Annotated in this window: 20 protein-coding genes and 1 riboswitch; of the genes, 13 read left to right on the top strand and 7 right to left on the bottom strand. The window is 36.6% G+C overall.

From position 1 onward, the window contains the following. The first annotated feature begins 39 nt into the window (after positions 1 to 39). The 6 genes from AC4PG0_RS03450 (at position 40) to AC4PG0_RS03425 (ending at position 6,850) form a co-directional block, all read left to right on the top strand. Positions 40 to 1,608 (top strand): peptide chain release factor 3, encoded by a 1,569-nt coding sequence (locus tag AC4PG0_RS03450; protein ID WP_003727054.1) that lies wholly within the window; start codon positions 40 to 42, stop codon positions 1,606 to 1,608. 107 nt (positions 1,609 to 1,715) lie between these two features. Then, complete coding sequence (locus tag AC4PG0_RS03445; protein ID WP_003761496.1) at positions 1,716 to 2,141, top strand: MarR family winged helix-turn-helix transcriptional regulator; 426 nt, start codon at positions 1,716 to 1,718, stop codon at positions 2,139 to 2,141. A gap of 52 nt (positions 2,142 to 2,193) precedes the next feature. Beyond that, positions 2,194 to 3,555 (top strand): MATE family efflux transporter, encoded by a 1,362-nt coding sequence (locus AC4PG0_RS03440; protein ID WP_492167433.1) that lies wholly within the window; start codon positions 2,194 to 2,196, stop codon positions 3,553 to 3,555. Positions 3,556 to 3,634: 79 nt separating this feature from the next. Then, positions 3,635 to 3,738, top strand: a riboswitch (yybP-ykoY riboswitch). A gap of 97 nt (positions 3,739 to 3,835) precedes the next feature. Continuing rightward, entirely contained in the window at positions 3,836 to 4,603 is a 768-nt protein-coding gene (locus AC4PG0_RS03435) for a TerC family protein (RefSeq protein ID WP_003761503.1), read from the top strand. Between the two features lie 101 nt (positions 4,604 to 4,704). Then, a complete protein-coding gene (locus AC4PG0_RS03430) occupies positions 4,705 to 5,472 on the top strand; it encodes a TerC family protein (RefSeq protein ID WP_033533196.1) in 768 nt (255 codons plus the stop codon). A 52-nt stretch (positions 5,473 to 5,524) separates the two neighbouring features. Continuing rightward, positions 5,525 to 6,850 (top strand): TrkH family potassium uptake protein, encoded by a 1,326-nt coding sequence (locus AC4PG0_RS03425; protein ID WP_072218577.1) that lies wholly within the window; start codon positions 5,525 to 5,527, stop codon positions 6,848 to 6,850. A gap of 80 nt (positions 6,851 to 6,930) precedes the next feature. Here AC4PG0_RS03425 and AC4PG0_RS03420 read toward each other — a convergent pair whose 3' ends face one another. Together AC4PG0_RS03420 and AC4PG0_RS03415 are read right to left on the bottom strand one after the other, a co-directional pair. Further along, positions 6,931 to 7,299 (bottom strand): DUF4064 domain-containing protein, encoded by a 369-nt coding sequence (locus tag AC4PG0_RS03420; RefSeq protein ID WP_003761515.1) that lies wholly within the window; start codon positions 7,297 to 7,299, stop codon positions 6,931 to 6,933. A 29-nt stretch (positions 7,300 to 7,328) separates the two neighbouring features. Continuing rightward, on the bottom strand, positions 7,329 to 8,360 hold the full coding sequence (locus tag AC4PG0_RS03415) for an acyltransferase family protein (protein WP_492167434.1): 1,032 nt from the start codon (positions 8,358 to 8,360) through the stop codon (positions 7,329 to 7,331). 186 nt (positions 8,361 to 8,546) lie between these two features. Here AC4PG0_RS03415 and AC4PG0_RS03410 point away from each other — a divergent pair, with 186 nt between their 5' ends. Then, entirely contained in the window at positions 8,547 to 9,026 is a 480-nt protein-coding gene (locus tag AC4PG0_RS03410) for a methylated-DNA--[protein]-cysteine S-methyltransferase (protein ID WP_010990711.1), read from the top strand. A 15-nt stretch (positions 9,027 to 9,041) separates the two neighbouring features. Here AC4PG0_RS03410 and AC4PG0_RS03405 read toward each other — a convergent pair whose 3' ends face one another. Both AC4PG0_RS03405 and AC4PG0_RS03400 read right to left on the bottom strand, forming a co-directional pair. Beyond that, positions 9,042 to 11,216 (bottom strand): ATP-dependent Clp protease ATP-binding subunit, encoded by a 2,175-nt coding sequence (locus AC4PG0_RS03405; RefSeq protein WP_112119738.1) that lies wholly within the window; start codon positions 11,214 to 11,216, stop codon positions 9,042 to 9,044. A 163-nt stretch (positions 11,217 to 11,379) separates the two neighbouring features. Further along, positions 11,380 to 11,991: a CPBP family intramembrane glutamic endopeptidase gene (locus AC4PG0_RS03400; RefSeq protein WP_003761525.1), complete on the bottom strand. Its 612-nt coding sequence runs from the start codon at positions 11,989 to 11,991 to the stop codon at positions 11,380 to 11,382. A 144-nt stretch (positions 11,992 to 12,135) separates the two neighbouring features. Between AC4PG0_RS03400 and AC4PG0_RS03395 the strand changes: the two genes are divergently transcribed. Beyond that, complete coding sequence (locus tag AC4PG0_RS03395; protein ID WP_010990713.1) at positions 12,136 to 12,927, top strand: membrane protein; 792 nt, start codon at positions 12,136 to 12,138, stop codon at positions 12,925 to 12,927. Positions 12,928 to 12,939: 12 nt separating this feature from the next. On the opposite strand, the gene AC4PG0_RS03390 is transcribed toward AC4PG0_RS03395, so the two are convergent. Together AC4PG0_RS03390 and AC4PG0_RS03385 are read right to left on the bottom strand one after the other, a co-directional pair. Further along, on the bottom strand, positions 12,940 to 14,406 hold the full coding sequence (locus AC4PG0_RS03390) for a phytoene desaturase family protein (RefSeq protein WP_003771252.1): 1,467 nt from the start codon (positions 14,404 to 14,406) through the stop codon (positions 12,940 to 12,942). A 103-nt stretch (positions 14,407 to 14,509) separates the two neighbouring features. Beyond that, on the bottom strand, positions 14,510 to 14,779 hold the full coding sequence (locus AC4PG0_RS03385) for a YkvS family protein (protein ID WP_003771254.1): 270 nt from the start codon (positions 14,777 to 14,779) through the stop codon (positions 14,510 to 14,512). Between the two features lie 308 nt (positions 14,780 to 15,087). Between AC4PG0_RS03385 and AC4PG0_RS03380 the strand changes: the two genes are divergently transcribed. From AC4PG0_RS03380 to AC4PG0_RS03365, 4 genes are all read left to right on the top strand, one after another. After that, complete coding sequence (locus AC4PG0_RS03380; protein WP_003719221.1) at positions 15,088 to 15,354, top strand: phosphocarrier protein HPr; 267 nt, start codon at positions 15,088 to 15,090, stop codon at positions 15,352 to 15,354. Beyond that, positions 15,354 to 17,072 carry a phosphoenolpyruvate--protein phosphotransferase gene (gene ptsP, locus AC4PG0_RS03375; protein WP_003761534.1) on the top strand — a complete coding sequence of 573 codons (1,719 nt, stop codon included), beginning with the start codon at positions 15,354 to 15,356 and terminating at the stop codon, positions 17,070 to 17,072. Before AC4PG0_RS03380 ends, ptsP begins: the two co-directional genes overlap by 1 nt. 112 nt (positions 17,073 to 17,184) lie before the next feature. Then, positions 17,185 to 18,219 carry a YdcF family protein gene (locus AC4PG0_RS03370; protein ID WP_003761536.1) on the top strand — a complete coding sequence of 345 codons (1,035 nt, stop codon included), beginning with the start codon at positions 17,185 to 17,187 and terminating at the stop codon, positions 18,217 to 18,219. A gap of 12 nt (positions 18,220 to 18,231) precedes the next feature. Next, positions 18,232 to 19,092: an NAD(P)-dependent oxidoreductase gene (locus tag AC4PG0_RS03365; RefSeq protein WP_492167435.1), complete on the top strand. Its 861-nt coding sequence runs from the start codon at positions 18,232 to 18,234 to the stop codon at positions 19,090 to 19,092. A gap of 38 nt (positions 19,093 to 19,130) precedes the next feature. Here AC4PG0_RS03365 and AC4PG0_RS03360 read toward each other — a convergent pair whose 3' ends face one another. Further along, on the bottom strand, positions 19,131 to 20,276 hold the full coding sequence (locus AC4PG0_RS03360) for an aminotransferase class I/II-fold pyridoxal phosphate-dependent enzyme (RefSeq protein ID WP_194319919.1): 1,146 nt from the start codon (positions 20,274 to 20,276) through the stop codon (positions 19,131 to 19,133). Positions 20,277 to 20,495: 219 nt separating this feature from the next. Here AC4PG0_RS03360 and AC4PG0_RS03355 point away from each other — a divergent pair, with 219 nt between their 5' ends. Beyond that, positions 20,496 to 20,717, top strand: a complete 222-nt coding sequence (locus AC4PG0_RS03355; protein ID WP_003726553.1) for a hypothetical protein — start codon at positions 20,496 to 20,498, stop codon at positions 20,715 to 20,717. The last annotated feature ends 63 nt before the right edge of the window (positions 20,718 to 20,780 follow it).

Genomic DNA, 20,780 nt, shown 5'->3' with positions numbered 1-20,780 from the left:
TACTAATGGAATGTGAATGAATCTAGGAGGAAAATAACAATGAGTCAAGATTTGCAAAAAGAAGTTGCTTCACGCAAAACGTTTGCGATTATTTCTCACCCGGATGCTGGGAAAACGACGATTACTGAGCAATTACTATTATTCGGTGGCGTTATCCGTTCAGCTGGGACTGTAAAGGGAAAGAAATCTGGCAAGTTTGCGACAAGTGACTGGATGGAAATTGAAAAACAACGTGGAATCTCGGTAACGAGTTCTGTGATGCAGTTTGATTATAATGGTTCAAGAATTAATATTTTGGATACACCGGGGCACTCTGACTTCAGTGAAGATACGTACCGGACCTTAATGGCGGTTGATAGTGCTGTCATGGTTATTGATGCTGCGAAAGGTATCGAAGCCCAAACGCTAAAACTGTTTAAAGTTTGTCGGATGCGTGGAATTCCAATTTTTACTTTTATTAATAAAATGGACCGTCAAGGAAAAATGCCACTAGAACTACTTGCTGAATTAGAAGAAGTTTTGGGTATTGAATCTTATCCAATGAATTGGCCAATTGGTATGGGGAAAGAATTAGCTGGACTTTATGACCGCTATCATCGCGTTATTGAGCAATATCGCTCTGAAGAAGATGAACGTTTCTTACCACTTGGGGAAGATGGAGATTTGAAGGAAGCACACGCTATTCAAAAATCACTTTATTACGATCAAGCTTTAGAAGAAATCATGCTGTTAGACGAAGCGGGAAATGACTTTAGTCGGGAACGCATTATTGCGGGCGAGCAAACACCAGTATTTTTCGGAAGTGCCTTAACTAACTTTGGTGTAGAAACTTTCTTACGTACATTTGTTGATTTTGCACCATCTCCTTCAAGCCATGAATCGAATGAAGGCGTGATTGAAGCTGATAATCCGAAGTTCTCTGGCTTTATTTTTAAAATCCAAGCGAACATGAACCCTGCTCACCGGGACCGGATTGCTTTTATTCGAATTTGTTCAGGCGAATTTGAACGCGGCATGAACGTTACATTAACGCGAACTGGGAAAAGTATGAAGCTTGCGAACTCAACGCAGTTTATGGCGGATGACCGGGAAACTGTTAATCGTGCGGTAGCTGGTGATATTATCGGTTTGTACGACACGGGTAATTACCAAATTGGCGATACGATAACGAATGGCAGTAAAAAACTCGAATTTGAAAAACTTCCTCAGTTTACACCCGAATTATTTATGCGTGTTTATGCAAAAAATGTAATGAAGCAAAAACACTTTCATAAAGGCGTAGAGCAACTCGTTCAAGAAGGTGCGATTCAATTATTTAAAACGTGGCGCACGGAAGAATACATTATTGGGGCTGTTGGTCAGTTGCAATTTGAAGTATTCGAACACAGAATGCGCGGCGAATATAATTCTGAAATCCGGATGGAGCCAATCGGTAAAAAAATCGCTCGTTGGGTGAAAGAAGAAGATGCGGATGAAAAACTATCTACCGCTAGAAGTATGCTAGTGAAAGACCGTTTTGACCAACCGCTATTCTTATTCGAAAATGAATTCGCGATTAATTGGTTTAATGATAAAAATCCAGATATCGAATTAACTTCATTACTATAATAGCTGCAACCTATTTGTACTTTCGCGAATAGGTTGTTTTTTTGCTTGACAATTTTTTGAAACGCGCTATAATTAGTTAGAATTCTAATTAATAAGGAGGAATACTCGTGAGAAGAGAGAAGACGATGGATACATTAATACGTTCTATTATGATTAAATCCAAGCGAAAAATGGACGCAAAAGTAGCTCAGTTTGGGCTGACAACACAACAAGCAAGAGTTCTGGGATTTTTAAATGATAATGCTGCAAACGAAATAATCCAAAAAGATCTTCAGCGAATCTTCCAAACACGTGGCGCAAGTATCACTAGCCTCATTCAAGGACTCGAGAAAAAGCAATTAATTTCACGCAAGCCAAGCCTTCGTGATGGCCGAGAAAAAGTCGTTACGTTAACAAAAGAAGGCAAAGATATTGTGGATGAATTTAATGCCTCTTTCCCACGAGAAGATGATAAAGCGAAGAAAATCCTTTCCGCTGACGAGTATAAAACCTTTATTGAACTACTTAGTAAAATTGACGATCAGACAGATTAAAAAAATTTAACTATATAGTTAGAGTTCTAACTAATTTTTAGGGGGAATTAAAATGAAACACTCAGATAACTATTATTTAACAAAAGCGAGCATTCCTAAAGCGATAGCACATTTATCAATTCCGATGATGCTTGGAATGTCGGTGGGGGTTATTTATAATATCGTCAATGCGTTTTTTATAGGGTTGTTGCATGATACGTCGATGTTAACAGCTGTGACACTCGGTTTACCAATGTTTACGATTTTAATGGCTATTGGGAATATGTTTGGTGTTGGCGGCGGGACGTACATTTCTCGTTTACTCGGGAAAGAAGAGGGGATTAAGGCAAAGCAAGTATCGGCTTTTGTTTTATATGGAAGTTTGGTTTTAGGTATTATATGCGCGATTATATTAGGCTTTTTAATTAATCCAGTTACTCATTTTCTAGGAGCAGACGCGACAAGTTTTTTACACACGAAAAATTATACATTGGCGCTTCTCATTTGTAGTCCGTTTATTATTGCTAACTTTGCTTTAGAGCAAGTCGTTCGGGCGGAGGGAGCTTCTCGTATTTCTATGAATGGGATGCTTATTGGTACGATTGTAAATTTAGTGTTTGATCCACTGCTTATTTTGTATTTTAATTTTAACGTTGTAGGTGCCGCAGTTTCAATTGGACTTGCAAGTACGGTTTCACTTATTTATTATGCCTGGTATTTGGAGAAAAAAAGTGACTATTTATCCATTCGGTTTAAATGGTTTAAAGCAACGAAAGAAATTGTTCAAAATGTTTTTAAAATTGGCGTTTCAGAACTACTTTTATCATTATTCTTGATTGTTACTACACTTGTTTTAAATCATTATTCAATGATTTACGGGGAAGGCGTTGTTGCAGGTTTTGGGGTGGCACTACGAGTAGTTCAGTTACCAGAGTTTATTTGTATGGGGCTCTATATGGGAATTATTCCACTCTTAGCATATAACTTTAGTGCGGGAAATATTGCACGGTTTGAAAAAGCGATTAGGTTTACAGCTGTTAGTATTGGCTTGATTGTGCTTGTGATTTCTAGTTTTGTATTTATTTTCCGTTTCCAAGTGATGCATCTATTTAGTGACAGTCAAAGTGTTATATCACTTGGGGTGCATATTATGGTTGCGATGCTGATTTCTTCTCTATTCAGTGGTTTTACTGGTCTCTTTACGAGTACTTTTCAAGCGATTGGGAAAGCTATTCCGGCTACGATTATGTCTGTTTCACAAGGAATTATTTTTATCCCAGTAATTATTTTGGGACAACATTATTTTGGCCTAATGGGCGTGATTTGGTCTTTAACAACAACAGAAATTCTTACTTGTTTAATCGGTGTGATTCTATTCACAATCCATAATATTAAAATAGCCAGTAGCGCAAAAACTAAAGACTTGGCTGTTTAAAAAGTTTGTGAGAAAAATTAGTTGACGAGAACTTCTAAATTATGGTATTATTCTCTAGGTAATCATATATCGTTCTTTGACAAATGTCAGAGGGGAGTAGCGCTGATTAGCTTTTAATCAGGATAAAGTCGTCATTACATGATAGAGATATCATCGGTTTTATCACATTTAACTTTAAATGTTAGCGAGACCTTTGCCTTTATGGGCAGGTCTCGCTTTTTTGTTTCTTCAAAATAGGAGATCTTTGACATTTTAATAGAACAAAGGAGGAAAAGAATTAGTGGATACAGCAATGATTTTAGAGTACGGATGGGTATTACTTGTCCTAATCGGTCTTGAGGGGATTTTAGCAGCGGATAATGCAGTAGTTATGGCTGTTATGGTAAAACATCTCCCAGATAAACAACAGAAAAAAGCGTTATTTTATGGATTGATGGGTGCCTTTGTTTTCCGTTTTGGCGCATTATTCTTAATTTCCTTTTTGGCAAACGTTTGGCAAGTTCAAGCGCTTGGTGCCGCATATTTACTATATATCGCGATTAGTCACATTTGGAAACATGCCAAAGGAAAAGACGGAGAAAAAGAGAAGAAGGAAAAAGCTGGCTCTGGTTTTTGGATGACAGTTCTAAAAGTAGAGATTGCAGATATTGCGTTTGCGATTGATTCCATGCTTGCGGCAGTAGCCCTTGCCATTACGCTTCCAGAAACAGGATGGGGACACATTGGGGGAATTGATACCGGGCAATTTGCGATTATGTTCTTAGGTGGACTTGTTGGCCTAATTATTATCCGTTTTGCAGCAACTCAATTTGTTAAATTACTAAAAAGCTATCCAAGTCTCGAAACAGCCGCATTTTTAATTGTTGGTTGGGTAGGCGTGAAGCTAGTTATTTACACATTAGCACACCCTAGTCTTGGCGTAATTCCACACAGCTTCCCTGAATCAACACTTTGGAAATTGATTTTCTGGGGCGTGATGATTCTGATTATTCTATGGGGATGGTTCGTTTCCTACCGTAGTAAGAAAAAAACAGAAACAACTAAATAATTTTAACTGACCAGAAGTGCAAATGTGTACTTCTGGTTTTACATACAACCAGATGCTGAAAACACAATTTTATGATAGAGTAGAAGGATGGTGAATGAGGAATGGATGTTTCTATTTGGGGAGAATATGCGTTAGTTTTCCTTGTTTTAGTTGTACTTGAAGGAATTCTTTCCGCAGATAATGCCGTAGTTATGGCAGTAATTGTTAAAGGTTTGCCGCACGATAAACAACGAAAAGCCTTATTTTATGGGTTAGTTGGTGCTTTTGTTTTCCGCTTTGTTGCACTATTTTTAATTTCATTTTTAGTAAAAATTTGGGAAATACAAGCTATCGGCGCGGTTTATTTATTGTACCTAGCAATTAAGCATATGTGGCGCCTTAAAAAAGGTAAGCAAGAAGAAGTCAAAGAAGCATCAGAAGCCAAATCAACTTCCTTTTGGGGTGTAGTAGCTCGTGTGGAATTGACTGACATTGCTTTTGCACTGGATTCCATGTTAGCTGCAGCAGCACTTGTTGTTACTTTACCAGATTTAGGGGATTTTGATATTGGGGGAATGAACGGTGGACAATTTATCGTGATGTTCCTTGGTGGTATTGCAGGACTTGTTGTAATTCGTTTTGCAGCCACACAAGTTGTTAAATTATTAGAGCGTTACCCTACACTTGAAACAGCAGCGTTTTTAATTGTCGGTTGGGTAGGTGTGAAAATGGCGGTCTTAACGCTAGCACATCCATCTGTTGCAATTATTCCAGAAGATTTTCCGGATTCAGCGGTTTGGAAGCTGACATTCTGGTCGGTTATGATAATTATAGGTTTGGGTGGTTATATCATTGCGAGAAAAAAAGAGAAGAAAACCAAAAGAGTTTGAATATGATCAAGAAGTAAAATTGCGCAGAAGATTAAAACTGGTGTTAGCGCGTATGACACCCGTTCAAGTAATTATCGCGTATTATTTTATTGCGGTTACGATTTCTACTATCGTCTTAAGTTTGCCGTTCACTTTACAAAAAGGGGTTAAGGTGTCGTTTATTGATACTCTATTCACAGCGGCGAGTTCTGTTAGTGTTACCGGGCTTGCGACAGTAGATGTTAGCCAGACGTATAGTACTGCTGGAATTTGGGTCTTAATGGCGATTTTCCAAATTGGTGGACTGGGTGTTATGATGATTAGCACATTCTTCTATTTGATTTTGAAGAGACGGATTGGACTGAAACAGCGCCAACTTATTATGACAGATACGAATCAATTTACGATGAGTGGAATGGTTCGGATGTTGCGCGAAATTCTTGTCTTGATTTTTGGAATTGAATTAGTGGGCGCGTTGATTTTAGGAATTTATTTTATCCCGCTGTATCCTAATTTTTGGGAAGCGATGTTCCAGGGCTTATATAACTCAGTTTCGCTTGTTACCAATGCTGGAGTGGATATTACAGGTAAATCGCTAATACCATTTGCAAATGATTATTTTGTCCAATTTATTTCGATATTACTAATTATTGCTGGTGCGATTGGGTTTCCGGTTTTACTGGAAACAAGACGATTTTTATTTGAGAAAAATACGCTAATACCGTTTCGTTTTTCGTTGTTTGTAAAGGTGACTACACTTACTTATTTTGTACTTTTGATTGTCGGCGGCTTACTCATTTGGTTGTTTGAATACAATCACTTCTTTAGTGGCAAAAGTTGGGACTTTGGTTTCTTTAACTCGATGTTCTTATCGGCGACATCCAGAAGTGCTGGACTCCAAACAATGGACAGCGGGGCGCTTTCAGTTTCTACCCTTTTACTTGTGTCGTTCTTGATGTTTATCGGAGCTTCGCCAAGTTCTGTTGGTGGTGGGATACGAACGACTACTTTTGCGATTACCATTTTATTTATTTATTCGGTTATTCGCGGTCGGAAACATGTTTATATTTTTGGGCGAGAATTGCATCAAGAAGATGTTCGCAAGTCGCTTGCCGTCACGCTTGTTGCAGGATTTCTCAGTATTTCTGCTATAGTCATACTTATGCAGACAGAAACGGCCTCGCTCATTTCAGTTATTTTTGAAGTGTTCTCGGCGTTTGGAACGTCAGGTTTATCAGTTGGTTTGACGCCTGATTTGTCCACCCCAGGTAAATTAATTATTATCGTCTTGATGTTCATTGGACGGGTTGGCATCATGTATTCGATGCTTAGTTTAAGAAATAAAAATCAACCCAAAAATGCCATTCGATTACCAAAAGAAAAAATTATTACTGGCTAAAATAAAATCCTTTCTGCAAAACGCGGAAAGGATTTTTTTGGCATTAAAAACCCCTAACCAATTTGATTAGGGGATAATAATTAATATTTTGATTTTGGAATTGGTCTTCTGAAAATTCCCATTAAACCAGTTAGTGTAATTAAGATACCTGATACAATCCAAGCAGTACCAATAACGAAGAATAAAACGATACCGATAACTACTAAGATAACACCCCAACCACGAGGAGCTGATTTAATTAAGAGAGAAGCAATTAATGCAACTACTGAGGCAATTAATGTAATCCACCCTAGATTTGCCAACTCATTTCCTAGTTCACCTGGTAAATAAGTAAATGTCTGTATATAATCTGTGACTGAATCTCCATAATTAATAATCCAAAAACCAACTACAATCCCAATGATGGAGCCAATTAATCCGATAATAACTTCTGGCTTTCTTGAGCCCATAATAAAACCTCCTTTTTCTATCTATACGTTTAATAACTTTCCCGCTTTGTTAATCGGCTAAACACGTTATAGAGCATTGAAGCACGCAGCTCAATCACTGGCTGAACAACTGTTTTTACCAATCGACTGGATAATAACACCGTCAAACCAAAAGTAATTCCAAATAATAGTAAAAACGTAGACGGGCTATATTGAAAGTCAGTTTGGCCACCTTCACGAAAGAACTTAATAAAGAAGCCATGTAACAAATAAACATATAACGTATTTTTACCCCATTTAGTAAAAAATAACCTTTTTTGTGGGATAAAACTGAAAAAAGCAGCGATAGAGCAAAAACTAATCATGTAGACGAGCGCGCGAATGAAAAGACCAAGCGACTTCACTTCGACAAAGTTAGCATATGGTTTTGATCCTAAAAACCATTTATCGTTTAGATTCGGATGCATGGTAATAAAAATCAGTAATAATACAACGAAAATTCCCCCAACGATAGAAGCTATATGCGTTTTAAGAAAGTAAAAATGTTCCTTTTTTAAAAAGTAGCCTACTAAGAAGAATGGGAAGAAGACAAGGGTTCTAGATAAACTTAAATAACCACCAATAATATCAAAGTATCCAGCAACTAGTCCAAGTAAAAGCGCAATACTCACAGACTTCCAAGGTTTGATTTTTGAAAAAATAAGCAACATTAAATTCCAGAAAAATAAGCTGAGTAAAAACCAAAGCGACCATTCTGGATCTAAAAATTTAATAGAAAGATTCTCCTTATTTAAAAGAAAATAGTAAAAAATACTGTAGATTAGTTGGAAAAAAACATATGGTAAAATTAATTTCTTCATCGTCTTTTTTAAATATCCGGGTTTACCAAAACTTTTAGCAAAAAAACCAGAGATTAGTATAAAGGCAGGCATGTGGAAAGTGTAGATATAAATGTAAAGGACACGAACTCCAGCATATTCTGCAATAAATGTTTGAAGAAAATGTCCGAATACAACTAAGAAAATTAAGATAAACTTAGCATTATCAAAGTAACTTTCCCGTTTAACCTCGGTTTGCTCCATAAAAAACATTCCTTTCTATTCTAAGTTGGAAGTATCTTGTTTTATTTTACCCTAGAATCTGTAACGAATATCCAACAGTTCGATAACAAAAGGTATCAAATATTAATAGGCGATGACATACGTTTGCGCATTATTAAAAGAAGTGCTATCTTTAGAGCAATATCATATTCGGAAGGAAGTATGGAGATGTTGAAACAAACAAGCGATTCACCGGTGGGTACGTTGTTTATCATTATAGAGGATGCGCATATTACAAAGATTTCATACGATGAGCCGACTAATTGGGAAATTTTAGCGGGAGAGAAGGGCGAGATAGCAATATATCAGCAGCTTCTAGAACAACTAGCAGGTTATTTTGAAGGAGAGCGGGAAGTATTTGATTTACCAATTTTCTTGCAAGGAACTCCTTTTCAACAGCGTGTTTGGCAAGCACTTAGTGAAATTCCATACGGGGTAGTTGTTAGTTATAAAGATATAGCAATAGCTGCTGGGAGTCCAAAAGCAGTGCAAGCGGTGGGACAAGCTAATCGCGCTAATCCTATTCCTATACTTATTCCATGTCATAGGTGTGTGAAAAGTGATGGGGCGCTTGGTGGGTATAACGGAGCGGACATTGATAAGAAGCAATATTTACTTGCATTAGAAAAAGGCTTGCGTTTAAGTTAACGCAAGCCTTTTTTATTAAACTGTTACTTGTTCAGTTATAACGATATTTTTATCGTCATTTAGTGTAGCATTTAATTTTTTCGCTTCTGGTTGATCAATTAAACTATCGGCAATCGCATCTTCTAAATGTTCTTGGATTGTGCGGCGAAGTGGTCTAGCACCAAATTTAGGGTCATATCCAAGCTCGATTAAATGTTCTTTAACTTCTTTAGAAACGTCTATAGTTACTCCTTCTTGTGCGAGCATTGTATTTAAGTCAACGAGCATTAAGTCGATAATTTGGACTAAATCATCTTTTTCGAGAGATTTAAATTCAATAACGCTATCTAGACGGTTTAAGAATTCTGGTTTAAAGTATGCGCCTAGTTTTGCAAGGATATCTGAGCCTTTTTCAAGTTTATTGTCAGTTGCTGTATTAAAGCCAACAGAAGCTTCTGTATCAGTCGTACCAGCATTACTTGTCATGATAATCACTGTATCTTTAAAGCTTACTGTGCGTCCTTGAGAATCAGTTAGACGTCCATCCTCTAGAATTTGTAAAAACATATGTTGTACATCCGGGTGTGCTTTTTCAATTTCGTCTAAAAGGATGATGCTATAAGGATTACGACGAACTTTTTCAGTTAATTGACCAGCTTCTTCGTGACCAACATAGCCTGGAGGAGAACCGATTAATTTAGAGACGCTGTGTTTTTCCATGAATTCACTCATATCTAAACGAATCATCGCTTCACTTGTACCAAATAACTCACGAGCAAGTGTGCGACCAAGTTCTGTTTTTCCGACACCAGTAGGTCCGACGAATAAGAACGAACCAATTGGACGATTTTTAGCTTTTAACCCAACACGGCTACGACGAATTGCTTTTGCTACTTTTTTCACGGCATCATCTTGACCGATTACTTTTCCGGTTAAGTTGCTTTCTAGGTTTTTCATTTTGGATTGTTCGTCTTCTTGTAAACGTCCTACTGGAATACCAGTTTTTTCTTCAATAATCGCTTGAATATCAGAAGATTGAATAACTGGCCGTTCTGAAAAGGAGTTACTAGTTTTATTTTCTTCAAGTCGAGTAATTTCGTCTCGAACTTTGGCTGCTTTTTCGTAGTCTTCCATTTGGAGGGCTTGATTTTTTTCTTCTTCTAAACGAGCAACACGTTCACTAACGGTGTTTTCATCCAATTTTTCAATAGATAGATTGTATTTTGAACCAACTTCATCCATTAAATCAATTGCTTTATCTGGCAAATGACGGTCTTGAATGTAGCGAGAGCTTAATTCAACCGCTGCTTTTAAAGCTTCAGGAGAATAGACAACTTCATGGAAATCTTCATATTTGGATTTCAAGCCATTTAAAATAGTAAGTGTTTCTTCGGTAGAAGGTTCATTCACCGTTACTGGTTGGAAACGACGCTCAAGTGCAGCATCTTTTTCGATAGTACGATATTCTTTTAGCGTTGTTGCACCAATCATTTGTAAGTCACCGCGAGCTAAGGCTGGTTTTAAAATATTTCCTGCGTCCATTGAACCTTCTGCGGATCCAGCGCCGACAATTGTGTGCACTTCATCAATAAACAAGATCGTGTTTTTGCGTTCTTGTAATTCTTTAATTAATTGTTTCATTCGTTCTTCAAACTGTCCGCGGATTCCTGTTCCAGAAACGAGAGAAGCAACATCTAGTAAGATAACTTCTTTGTTCATTAACTTACTTGGAACTTCACCTGCGACAATTGCATTTGCAAGTCCTTCGACAACCGCAGTTTTACCAACACCTGGTTCACCGATAAGGACAGGATTGTTTTTATTACGACGATTCAAGATTTCGATGACACGTTTAATTTCTTTGTCACGACCAATTACTGGATCGAGTTGATCGTTTTTCGCCATATCTGTTAAGTTTGTTCCAAATTCATCTAGTAAGCCGTTTCCAGCGCCACCAGTTTGTGTTTGTACTTGTGCGTTTCTTTGACTTTGTTGTTCACGGCTTGCTTGGTTTGCAGCGCCACTTAGTTGACGGAAAATATCATCGAACGGGGAACCGCCAGCACCTGGAAATTCATTTGCCCCAAAGTTTGCTTGATTTCTAACTTCTGCGTAACAAGAGGCACAAAGCGGCATTTCTACACGCTTGCCGTTAATATTCATATATAGTTGGATTGTTGCTTGATTTTGATTGCATTTTTCACAGTTCATAGTTAATTTCCTCCTTTTAAAAATGAGAAATGAAAGGTCTTGACTTTGACTATCTTTGACCTTATGAATTAATTATATACTGACCTATTTTGACTTTCAAGTATTTTGCTTCAAATTTTTCATAAAAAAACATTCCTATAAAAAAGGAATGTTTCTAAGTTTTTTAATAAATTGGCAATGCCGCGAGTAGTAAAAAGGCAAAGGTCAAATGCGACAGATAAACCATGAGAAGGCTCGGGCGATAAGAGTACATCACATTCCATACAAGAGATGCAACAAAAATACCGATGATAGCGGCAAAATTACCACTAGGCAACATCATGACCATACATAGTAAGGCGGCAAAAATATTAGAGAACCAATGATTAAAATAATGGTTCAAACGTTTTAATACAAATCCACGCCAGAAAATTTCTTCACCGGGGATAATCGCGACAATCAAAAGCAACCATATTACTAAAGAGTGGGTGGAATACTTATTAAATGCAGCTTCTACAGAATGTTCTAGACCACCTGGCATTACTTTAATAATAAAGGCACCTATGTAAAAAATAATATAAAGGACAATTCCGGAAAAAATTCCAGGTAAAATGCCTTTAACGAACGAAAATTCCTTTTTTAAATCGTCATTAAATATCACAAAACTAAGTAAAAATAACATCCCAGCTCCATATAAATACCAAAAAACACGTGGGAACTGATATGTTAATATAACAAGTAGGGCACATAAAATAAGTCCCAATACGAGTTTATAATCAATCTTGATGCTCTTCAAATACTTTACACCTCTTCTTAACAAATACTTCTCATACTACTTTAAAACAAATGAAATCGTTTGGCAACAATTAAACAAAAGATAAGATAAAAGTTGTGCAATTTAATAAATCCTATATAATGAAAAAATAGGAGTGGTTCATAGATGTTAGAAAAAAACTACAAATTTTTACTTTGGGTATATATATTCTGGTTTTTAGGTAGTGTATTGCTAGTTTCTTTACACATTATTCCGCCGCGTTTAACAACAATCCAGTCACTGTTTTTAGTATTTACTGGAGTTTTTGCAGCAGTTTTCTTTATTATGCAATATGGCAAATGGCTTGGATCTGCTATTACTCTACTTATTTTTGTTGTCAGTACTTGTATTGAATGGATGCAATTAAGTTATACGGATGAATATATTGGCTCTACGCTAGGCGGGAGTTTGTATGGTATTCCTATTACGATGGGATTCATTTGGGTCGGAATGATTGCCGGGACACACATTATCGCACGTGAAATCACACTTAAAATCAATGTTGATTGGATTCGTGGAGGAATTTATTCTTTTATCGCAGCTACGATGGTGATGATTTTTGAAGTCTTAATTGAACCAATCACAATGCAGTCTAAACAACTATATATTACGCAAAATGGTTTTACGATCTTACAGCTATCTGATTTTATAAATTGGTGGCTCTTAGGCCTGATTTTACATTTAATGATTTATTTTATTTTAAGTTTAACGGATAGTTGGGAACGACTTAAATATCCAGATTTAAAATCAGAAATTGTTATCGTTTATTGGATTATTATCGCTTTCTTTGTCTTTTTATCGTTTTATCTTGATTTATGGACCTCGATTGCTATTATTATTGTTTCAAATATTATTTTTACAGCTTGTTATTTCTTCAGCCTTGAAAAAGAAACGAAGACTACAAAGAAATCCGAGTAATCAGCTAATCGATTACTCGGATTTCTTTTCTTTTTGCAAAAATTTCTTGGTAGCAATTTGTGCGTTTTCAATAATGAAAGGGAGGGAGCTACTAGACATGGCTCCAGCTCCGACAACAAATAAGTTCTTAAACTTAGGTGACTTTTTCGCAGGATGTAAGAAACCTTGTTGATGCCATAAATGTTGTAAACCGAATATTGCCCCGTATTTTACATGATATTTTTCTTCCCAATCAGTTGGAGTAATAATATATTCTTCTTCAATATAATCCTCTAAATCAGGAATCTCTAATCTCGCCTTTACCGTATCTAATATTAATTGACGGAATGCAGGTGTTTGTTCTTTCCAATCAATGCCACTAGTAGTATTTGGAGCAGAAACCATAATCCGAACGCTTGAATGATTCATTGGCGCCATTGTGTTATCCGTGGCTGAAGGATTAGTTATATGAATCGCTAAGTCTTTAGAAAGGATTTTTTTATGGATGGTATTATTCGCAAATTCTCGGTAATTATCTGGAAAAATAATGGATTGATGTGAAAAGGGAAGCACTGTTTTCAAACCAAGGTACAACATAAAAGCAGAAGAGGAGTATTCTTTTTCTTTCTCCTTTACTTTCGTGTTACTTGTTAACGAATAAATAAAATCCAAATTAGTAAAGTAATAATCAGCTTCAATCGATTGTCCGTTAGCAAGAGTTGCACTAGTAATTTCTTTTCCATTCGTTTCAAAGGAGGTTACTTCAGAATTAAAGTAGAATTTCCCTTTATTTTCCATAACGACTTGTTGCATCGCTTCGACAATTTTATTTTGCCCACCGATTGGATGAAAAGTGCCGAAATAATACTCAGAAAAAGGAATAATACTATATGCTGCTGGAATATCCCATGGTGACATTCCTAAATAACGCATTTGTAAGGAAAAAGCGATACGAAGATATTTGCTATTAAAATATCTGGCCAAATCATCCATTAAAGAGCGCCCAAGTGTGAGACTTGGAAGTGCGCGTATTGTAGTTGGTCGAAAGAAATCAAACAAGGAACTGTAGTTAAATTGATTAAGCGGCGAAATATAAAGCATTTTTTTCGTATTTTCTCTCATAAAACGATCAAATCCATCTTCTTCACCAGGAAAGTAAGTTTTAATAACTGTTTTTGTTTCAGAATAATCGCTATAAAGCGGAAAAGTAATATCTTTAAAATAAAGCGTGTGTATTGGATTGATTGGTAAAAGGGAAACATAATCTAAAATATTACGGTTACAATCCATAAAAAGAGAAGTTAATACATGCGTCATTGTTAAAGCGGAAGGTCCTACATCAAATGAATATTTACCCATTTTATGCAGTGCAGTTCTACCACCAATACGGTCATTTTTTTCATAGATGCTTACTTGATAGCCGAGTTGACTTAAAAGCATACCAGTAGCTAAACCACCCGGACCTGCTCCAATAATGGCAATTTTCTTTTTACTTTCCACATTAAAACGCTCCTTTTCCCGTTTTTAAACATATAAAAAACGCAAAAACATAAAGCATTGTTAAACGAAAATGCTTTACTTTTGCGCAGTTAGAAATAATTTTTTATTCTTCTGTCTCTTCTTCGTCTTCTTCTACAGAATGAATAATTTGATAATTTTTGTGATTTACCACTGTTTTTTCTTCAATACCTAAATCTTTAAAATTTTCCATATAAGTTAAGTCGACAATAACAGAATTTTCGTTGAGCTTTTCAACAATTCCTGTTAAGCCATCCTTAAATTCAATAATGTCTCCAACATGTGCCTTTGCCATTGTTATCACTCCTTCAATTTTCGGTGTTGCGTTTATCTTGATGAAAAAGAATGTATGCATTTTTGAACCTTCCTTAAATTCTGCACTAAAAACCTATTAAAATCAACTATAAGCCTTTAAAAAGTGCATTTTAAATCAAAAATGCAACAATTTAGTGACAAAATTATAGAAAACGCTCCCTTTCTTCCAGTTGTAAAAGAACGAAAGAAGCCGTAATAGAAAAAAACATTCTAAAAAATTTTTAATCAAATAGTTGTAACAATAGGTAAAACATGGTACTCTTTTTAATTGAGGGATAGTCTTTTTTGCTGAAAATTTTTCGGCTTAAAAGGTTACAACAAATTTCTTTACAAAGGAGAATGTAAATTATGGAACAAGCAAGTTTTGTAGTAATCGATGAAACAGGAATTCACGCACGCCCAGCAACTCTATTGGTGCAGGCTGCAAGTAAATACAGCTCTGACGTTCAAATTGAATACACTGGCAAAAAAGTAAATCTTAAATCAATCATGGGTGTTATGTCCCTTGGTATTGGTAAAGGCGCTGACATCACTATCTATACTGAAGGTAGCGACGAAAAAGAAGCAATTGAAGGACTAACTGAAGTTCTTAAGAAAGAAGGATTGGCTGAATAATGGCTAAAGAGTTGAAAGGTATCGCAGCATCTGATGGGATTGCCATTGCGAAAGCTTATCTGCTCGTTGAACCTGATCTTTCCTATGAAAAAACTGAAGTTACGGATGTTGAAAGTGAAGTAAAACGTTTTGAAAGCGCGTTAGAAGTTTCTAGAACAGAACTTTCAACGATTCGTGAAAAAGCAGCTAAAGACTTAGGCGAAGATAAGGCACAAATTTTTGACGCGCATCTTCTAGTTTTAAACGATCCTGAATTAACAGGACCAATTGAAGAAAGCATCAAAAATGCTAAAACGAATGCAGAAACAGCTTTACAAGAAACGACAGACATGTTTATTGGTATGTTTGAATCTATGGACAACGAATACATGCGTGAACGTGCAGCTGATATTAAAGATGTACGCAAACGTGTTCTTTCTCACTTACTAGGTGTGACTATTCCAAATCCAGCTTTAATTGATGAGGAAGTAGTTGTTGTCGCAGCTGATTTAACGCCTTCTGATACCGCACAACTTAACCGTAAATTTGTTAAAGGTTTTGTGACGGATATTGGTGGTCGTACTTCGCATTCTGCTATTATGGCACGCTCTCTTGAAATTCCAGCAGTAGTTGGAACAAAAGAAGTAACTGCTAGCGTAGCGAAAAACGATATTGTTATTATTGATGGTTTGGAAGGTAATGTTATCATCCACCCAACAGAAGAACAAATCGCTCACTATGAAAAAATTAAATCTGATTTTGCTTTACAACAAGCAGAATGGGAAAAACTTAAAAATGAAAAAACAGTTTCTAAAGACGGCGTTCACGTTGAGCTTGCAGCAAACATCGGAACTCCGAATGATTTAGAAGGTGTCATTTCTAATGGCGGGGAAGCAGTTGGACTTTATCGTACAGAATTCTTGTACATGGGTCGCGACAATTTCCCAACAGAAGAAGAACAATTCGAAGCGTATAAAGCAGTAGTTTCTGGTATGGACGGAAAATCTGTGGTAGTTCGTACATTAGATATTGGCGGCGATAAAACGTTACCTTATTTAGAACTTCCAGAAGAAATGAACCCATTCCTAGGATTCCGTGCGATTCGTCTTTGTTTTGCGAATGAAGAATTATTCCGTACACAACTTCGCGCTCTACTTCGCGCAAGTGTATATGGTAACTTAAAAATTATGTTCCCGATGATTGCAACAGTAAATGAATTCCGCCAAGCGCGCGATATTTTACTAGATGAAAAAGCGAAACTAAAAGCTGCTGGAACAGAAGTATCTGATTCCATCGAACTTGGAATTATGATTGAAATTCCTGCTGCTGCAGTTTTAGCTGATCAATTTGCAAAAGAAGTTGATTTCTTCTCAATCGGAACAAATGACTTGATTCAGTATACAATGGCTGCTGACCGTATGAATGAACGCGTTTCTTACCTTTACCAACCATACAATCCATCTATTTTACGCTTAGTAAAAATGGTAATTGATGCTTCTCATAAAGAGGGCAAATGGACTGGTATGTGTGGGGAAATGGCTGGAGATCAAACGGCTGTACCACTTCTTTTAGGCTTAGGCTTAGATGAATTTTCAATGAGTGCTTCAAGCATTCTTAAATCTCGTTCGTTAATCAAACGTTTAGATCAATCTGAAATGGTGAAATTAGCGGAAGAAGCTTTAAATAAATCTACAGCAGAAGAAGTTGTAGAATTAGTTGAGAAATATACTGCAGAGTAAGCTCTGATGAAGACCTAGACAAATTTCTTTGTCTAGGTCTTTTTATATTGTGAAAAAAGGGTGTGCAAAGTATAATTAAAAATACAGTTAGCTTAAAAAGGAGGCAACAAGATTGGTTATCTATTCATTAGCAGGATTTTTTCTTCTGCTTTTCATTGTTTTATCTTTTATAGATAGACGAAGAATAAGTAACGGGATTGTTTTAACACTTGCACTATTTTTCTCTTTACTTTCCCTTATTTACGTTACTCTTTCAAACGGGAACGAGTTGTTTGTTTCAATTATGAGTACGGTGTTGATTTTACTGTTCTTACTTATTCCATTTTTTATAATTGGACTTGCAACAACACTAATTATGAATGGGCGTTTAATGTTAAAACGGGAAGGACGAAAACTTGCTAATATGCTACCGTTATTTATTGGCTTAGTTATCGTCATTTTATTTATTTTTTGGTTCGGTAGTATTTTGAAAAACGGCAGCCCGATACTTGGAATGGTTGTAGTATTTGTAATGGCCTTTGTAGGATATTTTTCGTTTTTATTTTTATCATTTCTTCTATCAACGTTCCTATATCAATTCAATTTCCCAAGATATAATCAAGATTTTCTTATTGTGCTTGGTAGTGGCTTGATTGATGGGGATAGGGTGCCACCGTTACTCGCGAGCAGATTAAATCGTGCTATCGCGTTCTATGAGAAACAATATGACAAAAAAGGGAAACGCGCTACTTTCATCGTTTCGGGTGGACAGGGCGCAAATGAGACGGTCTCAGAAGCAAGAGCGATGCGCGACTATTTAATTAGTAAAGGTATTGATGAAAACTTCATTATTATGGAAGACAAATCGGTTAATACACTTCAAAATATGCAATTTTCAAAAGCAAAAATGGATGCAATTATGCCGACATATAACAGTTTATTTTCGACTAATAACTTTCACCTTTTCCGAGCAGGTTTATACGCAAGAAAAGCTGGTCTGAAAAGTCAGGGGATTGGTGCAAAAACAGCACTTTATTATATGCCAAATGCCTTGATTCGAGAATTTATTGCGATTACCGTAATGTATAAAAAAGTTCATTTGATACTACTTGGCTTAGTTGTATTGTTCTTTGTATTTTTAGCGATAATTGGTATTACATTTAGGTAGGAGGTTTTTTAGGTGGAAAAAATAGGTTTTGTTGGTACTGGCGTGATGGGGTCAAGCATGGCTAAACATCTGCTTGAGGCTGGCTATGAGGTGCATATTTATACGCGTACGAAAGAAAAAGCAGAAGCACTTCTTAGTCAAGGGGCGCTATGGGAATCTGATCCGGGCTCACTAGGAGCTAAAGTGGATATCTTAATTTCAATGGTTGGCTATCCAAAAGATGTAGAACAACTATACTTAGGTGAAAATGGTTTCTTAGATAATTTGAAAGCAGGTTCTGTTGCGATTGATATGACGACCTCCTCACCTGCATTAGCTAAAAAAATTGCTGAAGCGGGCCACGAAAAAGGGATAGGTGTACTTGATGCGCCAGTTTCAGGTGGTGATATTGGAGCAAAAAATGGGACGCTTGCGATTATGGTTGGTGGAGCCGAAGATGTATTCTTAAAAGTGAAACCGATTTTTGAAATTCTTGGTAGCAGTGTGATATTACAAGGAGATGCTGGCTCTGGCCAACATACAAAAATGGTAAATCAAATTGCGATTGCTTCTAACATGATTGGAGTGACAGAAGCGATTATTTATGCAGAAAGAGCAGGACTCAATCCTTCGCGCGTTCTTGATTCTATTTCAGGTGGAGCAGCAGGAAGTTGGTCACTTACAAACTTGATTCCACGGGTACTAGAAGATGATTTTTCACCAGGATTCTTTATTAAACATTTTATTAAAGACATGGGAATTGCTTTATCTGAAGCAAAACAAATGGGGTTAGAGCTTCCCGGACTTACCTTGGCTGAGCAAATGTATCAGACTTTGGCAGAACAAGGTTTGAGCGAGGAAGGTACACAGGCGCTCATTAAATATTATCGGTAAATAAGAAACACCCGCTAACTAATTTAGCGGGTGTTTCTTTATTTTGCTAAAAATTGAGCCATCCGATCTAACGCTTCTGCAAGGTTATTAACGGAAGTGGCATAAGAAAGTCGGAAGTAACGGTCACCTTTTTCTGAAAAAGCATTTCCTGGTACGACAGCTACTTTGGCTTCTTCTGCGAGTCTAACAGCCCAATCAAAGGAGTTTTCAGTTATGTCATCTGGCAGTTTTACAAAGAAATAGAAAGCTCCATCAGGTGGTATGACTGTAAAGCCCATTTTTTCTAAGCGATCTTGTGTGAAGTTTGCTCGTGTTTTATATTCCGTGCGCATTTGGAACGCATCGTCTTTTCCGTTTGTAATGGCTTCTAAGGCTGCTTTTTGAGAAATTGAGCTGGCGCATGTCACCGAATATTGATGAATTTTCAGCATTTCGGTAGTGATTATTTCTGGGGCTAGTAGGAAGCCGATTCGCCAACCAATCATTGCATGCGATTTAGATAGACCATTGATTACAATTGTTTGATCACGGAGCATTGGTGCAATACTTACGTGCTCTTCATGGTACGTTAATTCACTATAAATTTCATCTGCAATAACGAAAATACCTGTTTCTTTTAAAACTTCTGCTAGATCTCTTAGTTCTTGTTTAGAAAGTGAGACACCAGTTGGGTTAGACGGATAAGGAATAATAAGTGCTTTTGTTTTTGGTGTAATATGTGCTCGTAATTGTTCTGGCGTTAATTTGAAATTGGATTCCGTTGTATCTACTTTGACGGGACGAGCTTTATTAAGTGTTATAAGTGGTTCATACCCAGGATAAATTGGGTCAGGTAAGATAACTTCATCACCCGGCTCTAAGATAGTTTGTAGCGCGACTGAAATAGCCTCTGTAGCACCTACTGTAACGATGATTTCTTTATTACTATAAGTTAGGTCATATTTCTCCTCAAAGTACGAAGAAGCCGCCTCGAGTAGTTCTGGCATACCTGCATTCGGTGTGTAATTGGTGAAATTCTCTTGAATGGCGGTGATGGCTGCTTGTTTTACATGCTCTGGCGTTGGAAAATCAGGTTCCCCAAGTGTTAGACGAATCATATCAGGAATACCAGTAACTCTTGTATTAAATGTTCTGATACCACTAACTTCAATGTCGCGCAATTCTGGTCGAATGGATTTTGTCATTTTTGTCACCTTTCTTTATAAGAAAATCCCGTGAAAATCAGGTGGGAGTAAGCTTCATAATTTCATTCCATTATAGCTTAAAAAGGGAGAAAAGCAAAATATCTGAAAATATTACTAAAAAGCCTTGCACTTTTATTTAGAATGCTATAAGATAGTTTTAATAATGATAATCATTTTCAGTTAGAAATGATTGGTTGAATGTGGAAGGGGCCACCGGATATGACTAAACCAGGTAAATACGAAGCTCTCTTTTTTCCAACAAAAGACGGCTTGCTAAAAATACATGCTTACGGCTTTAATCCCTGTGGTTCATGGGGTGAAGTATTTGCTACAATTGGCGACCAAACGATTTGTGTCAAAGGATTTAATCGCCATAAAACAATTGTTCGAGCAACAAAAATGATTATAAGTGCTACGGCAAACCGAAAAAATGAATTTTAATTATCAAAGACTGTAAAAAAGATAAATACTTTTTTATAGTCTTTTTTTGAGATAAAATAAGCA

The sequence above is a fragment of the Listeria sp. MAN/IMW/UF464 genome, assembly GCF_058683955.1.
The sequence above is the reverse complement of the archived record's forward strand: the minus strand, read 5'-3'. Positions and strand labels throughout refer to the sequence as shown.

Excerpts from the sequence above, each read along its gene's own strand:
- AC4PG0_RS03450 (WP_003727054.1), top strand. The coding sequence starts at position 40 with ATGAGTCAAGATTTGCAAAAAGAAGTTGCTTCACGCAAAACGTTTGCG.
- AC4PG0_RS03440 (WP_492167433.1), top strand. The coding sequence starts at position 2,194 with ATGAAACACTCAGATAACTATTATTTAACAAAAGCGAGCATTCCTAAA.
- AC4PG0_RS03430 (WP_033533196.1), top strand. The coding sequence starts at position 4,705 with ATGGATGTTTCTATTTGGGGAGAATATGCGTTAGTTTTCCTTGTTTTA.
- AC4PG0_RS03425 (WP_072218577.1), top strand. The coding sequence starts at position 5,525 with ATGACACCCGTTCAAGTAATTATCGCGTATTATTTTATTGCGGTTACG.
- AC4PG0_RS03420 (WP_003761515.1), bottom strand. The coding sequence starts at position 7,299 with ATGGGCTCAAGAAAGCCAGAAGTTATTATCGGATTAATTGGCTCCATC.
- AC4PG0_RS03415 (WP_492167434.1), bottom strand. The coding sequence starts at position 8,360 with ATGGAGCAAACCGAGGTTAAACGGGAAAGTTACTTTGATAATGCTAAG.
- AC4PG0_RS03410 (WP_010990711.1), top strand. The coding sequence starts at position 8,547 with ATGTTGAAACAAACAAGCGATTCACCGGTGGGTACGTTGTTTATCATT.
- AC4PG0_RS03405 (WP_112119738.1), bottom strand. The coding sequence starts at position 11,216 with ATGAACTGTGAAAAATGCAATCAAAATCAAGCAACAATCCAACTATAT.
- AC4PG0_RS03395 (WP_010990713.1), top strand. The coding sequence starts at position 12,136 with ATGTTAGAAAAAAACTACAAATTTTTACTTTGGGTATATATATTCTGG.
- AC4PG0_RS03385 (WP_003771254.1), bottom strand. The coding sequence starts at position 14,779 with ATGCATACATTCTTTTTCATCAAGATAAACGCAACACCGAAAATTGAA.
- AC4PG0_RS03380 (WP_003719221.1), top strand. The coding sequence starts at position 15,088 with ATGGAACAAGCAAGTTTTGTAGTAATCGATGAAACAGGAATTCACGCA.
- ptsP (WP_003761534.1), top strand. The coding sequence starts at position 15,354 with ATGGCTAAAGAGTTGAAAGGTATCGCAGCATCTGATGGGATTGCCATT.
- AC4PG0_RS03360 (WP_194319919.1), bottom strand. The coding sequence starts at position 20,276 with ATGACAAAATCCATTCGACCAGAATTGCGCGACATTGAAGTTAGTGGT.
- AC4PG0_RS03355 (WP_003726553.1), top strand. The coding sequence starts at position 20,496 with ATGACTAAACCAGGTAAATACGAAGCTCTCTTTTTTCCAACAAAAGAC.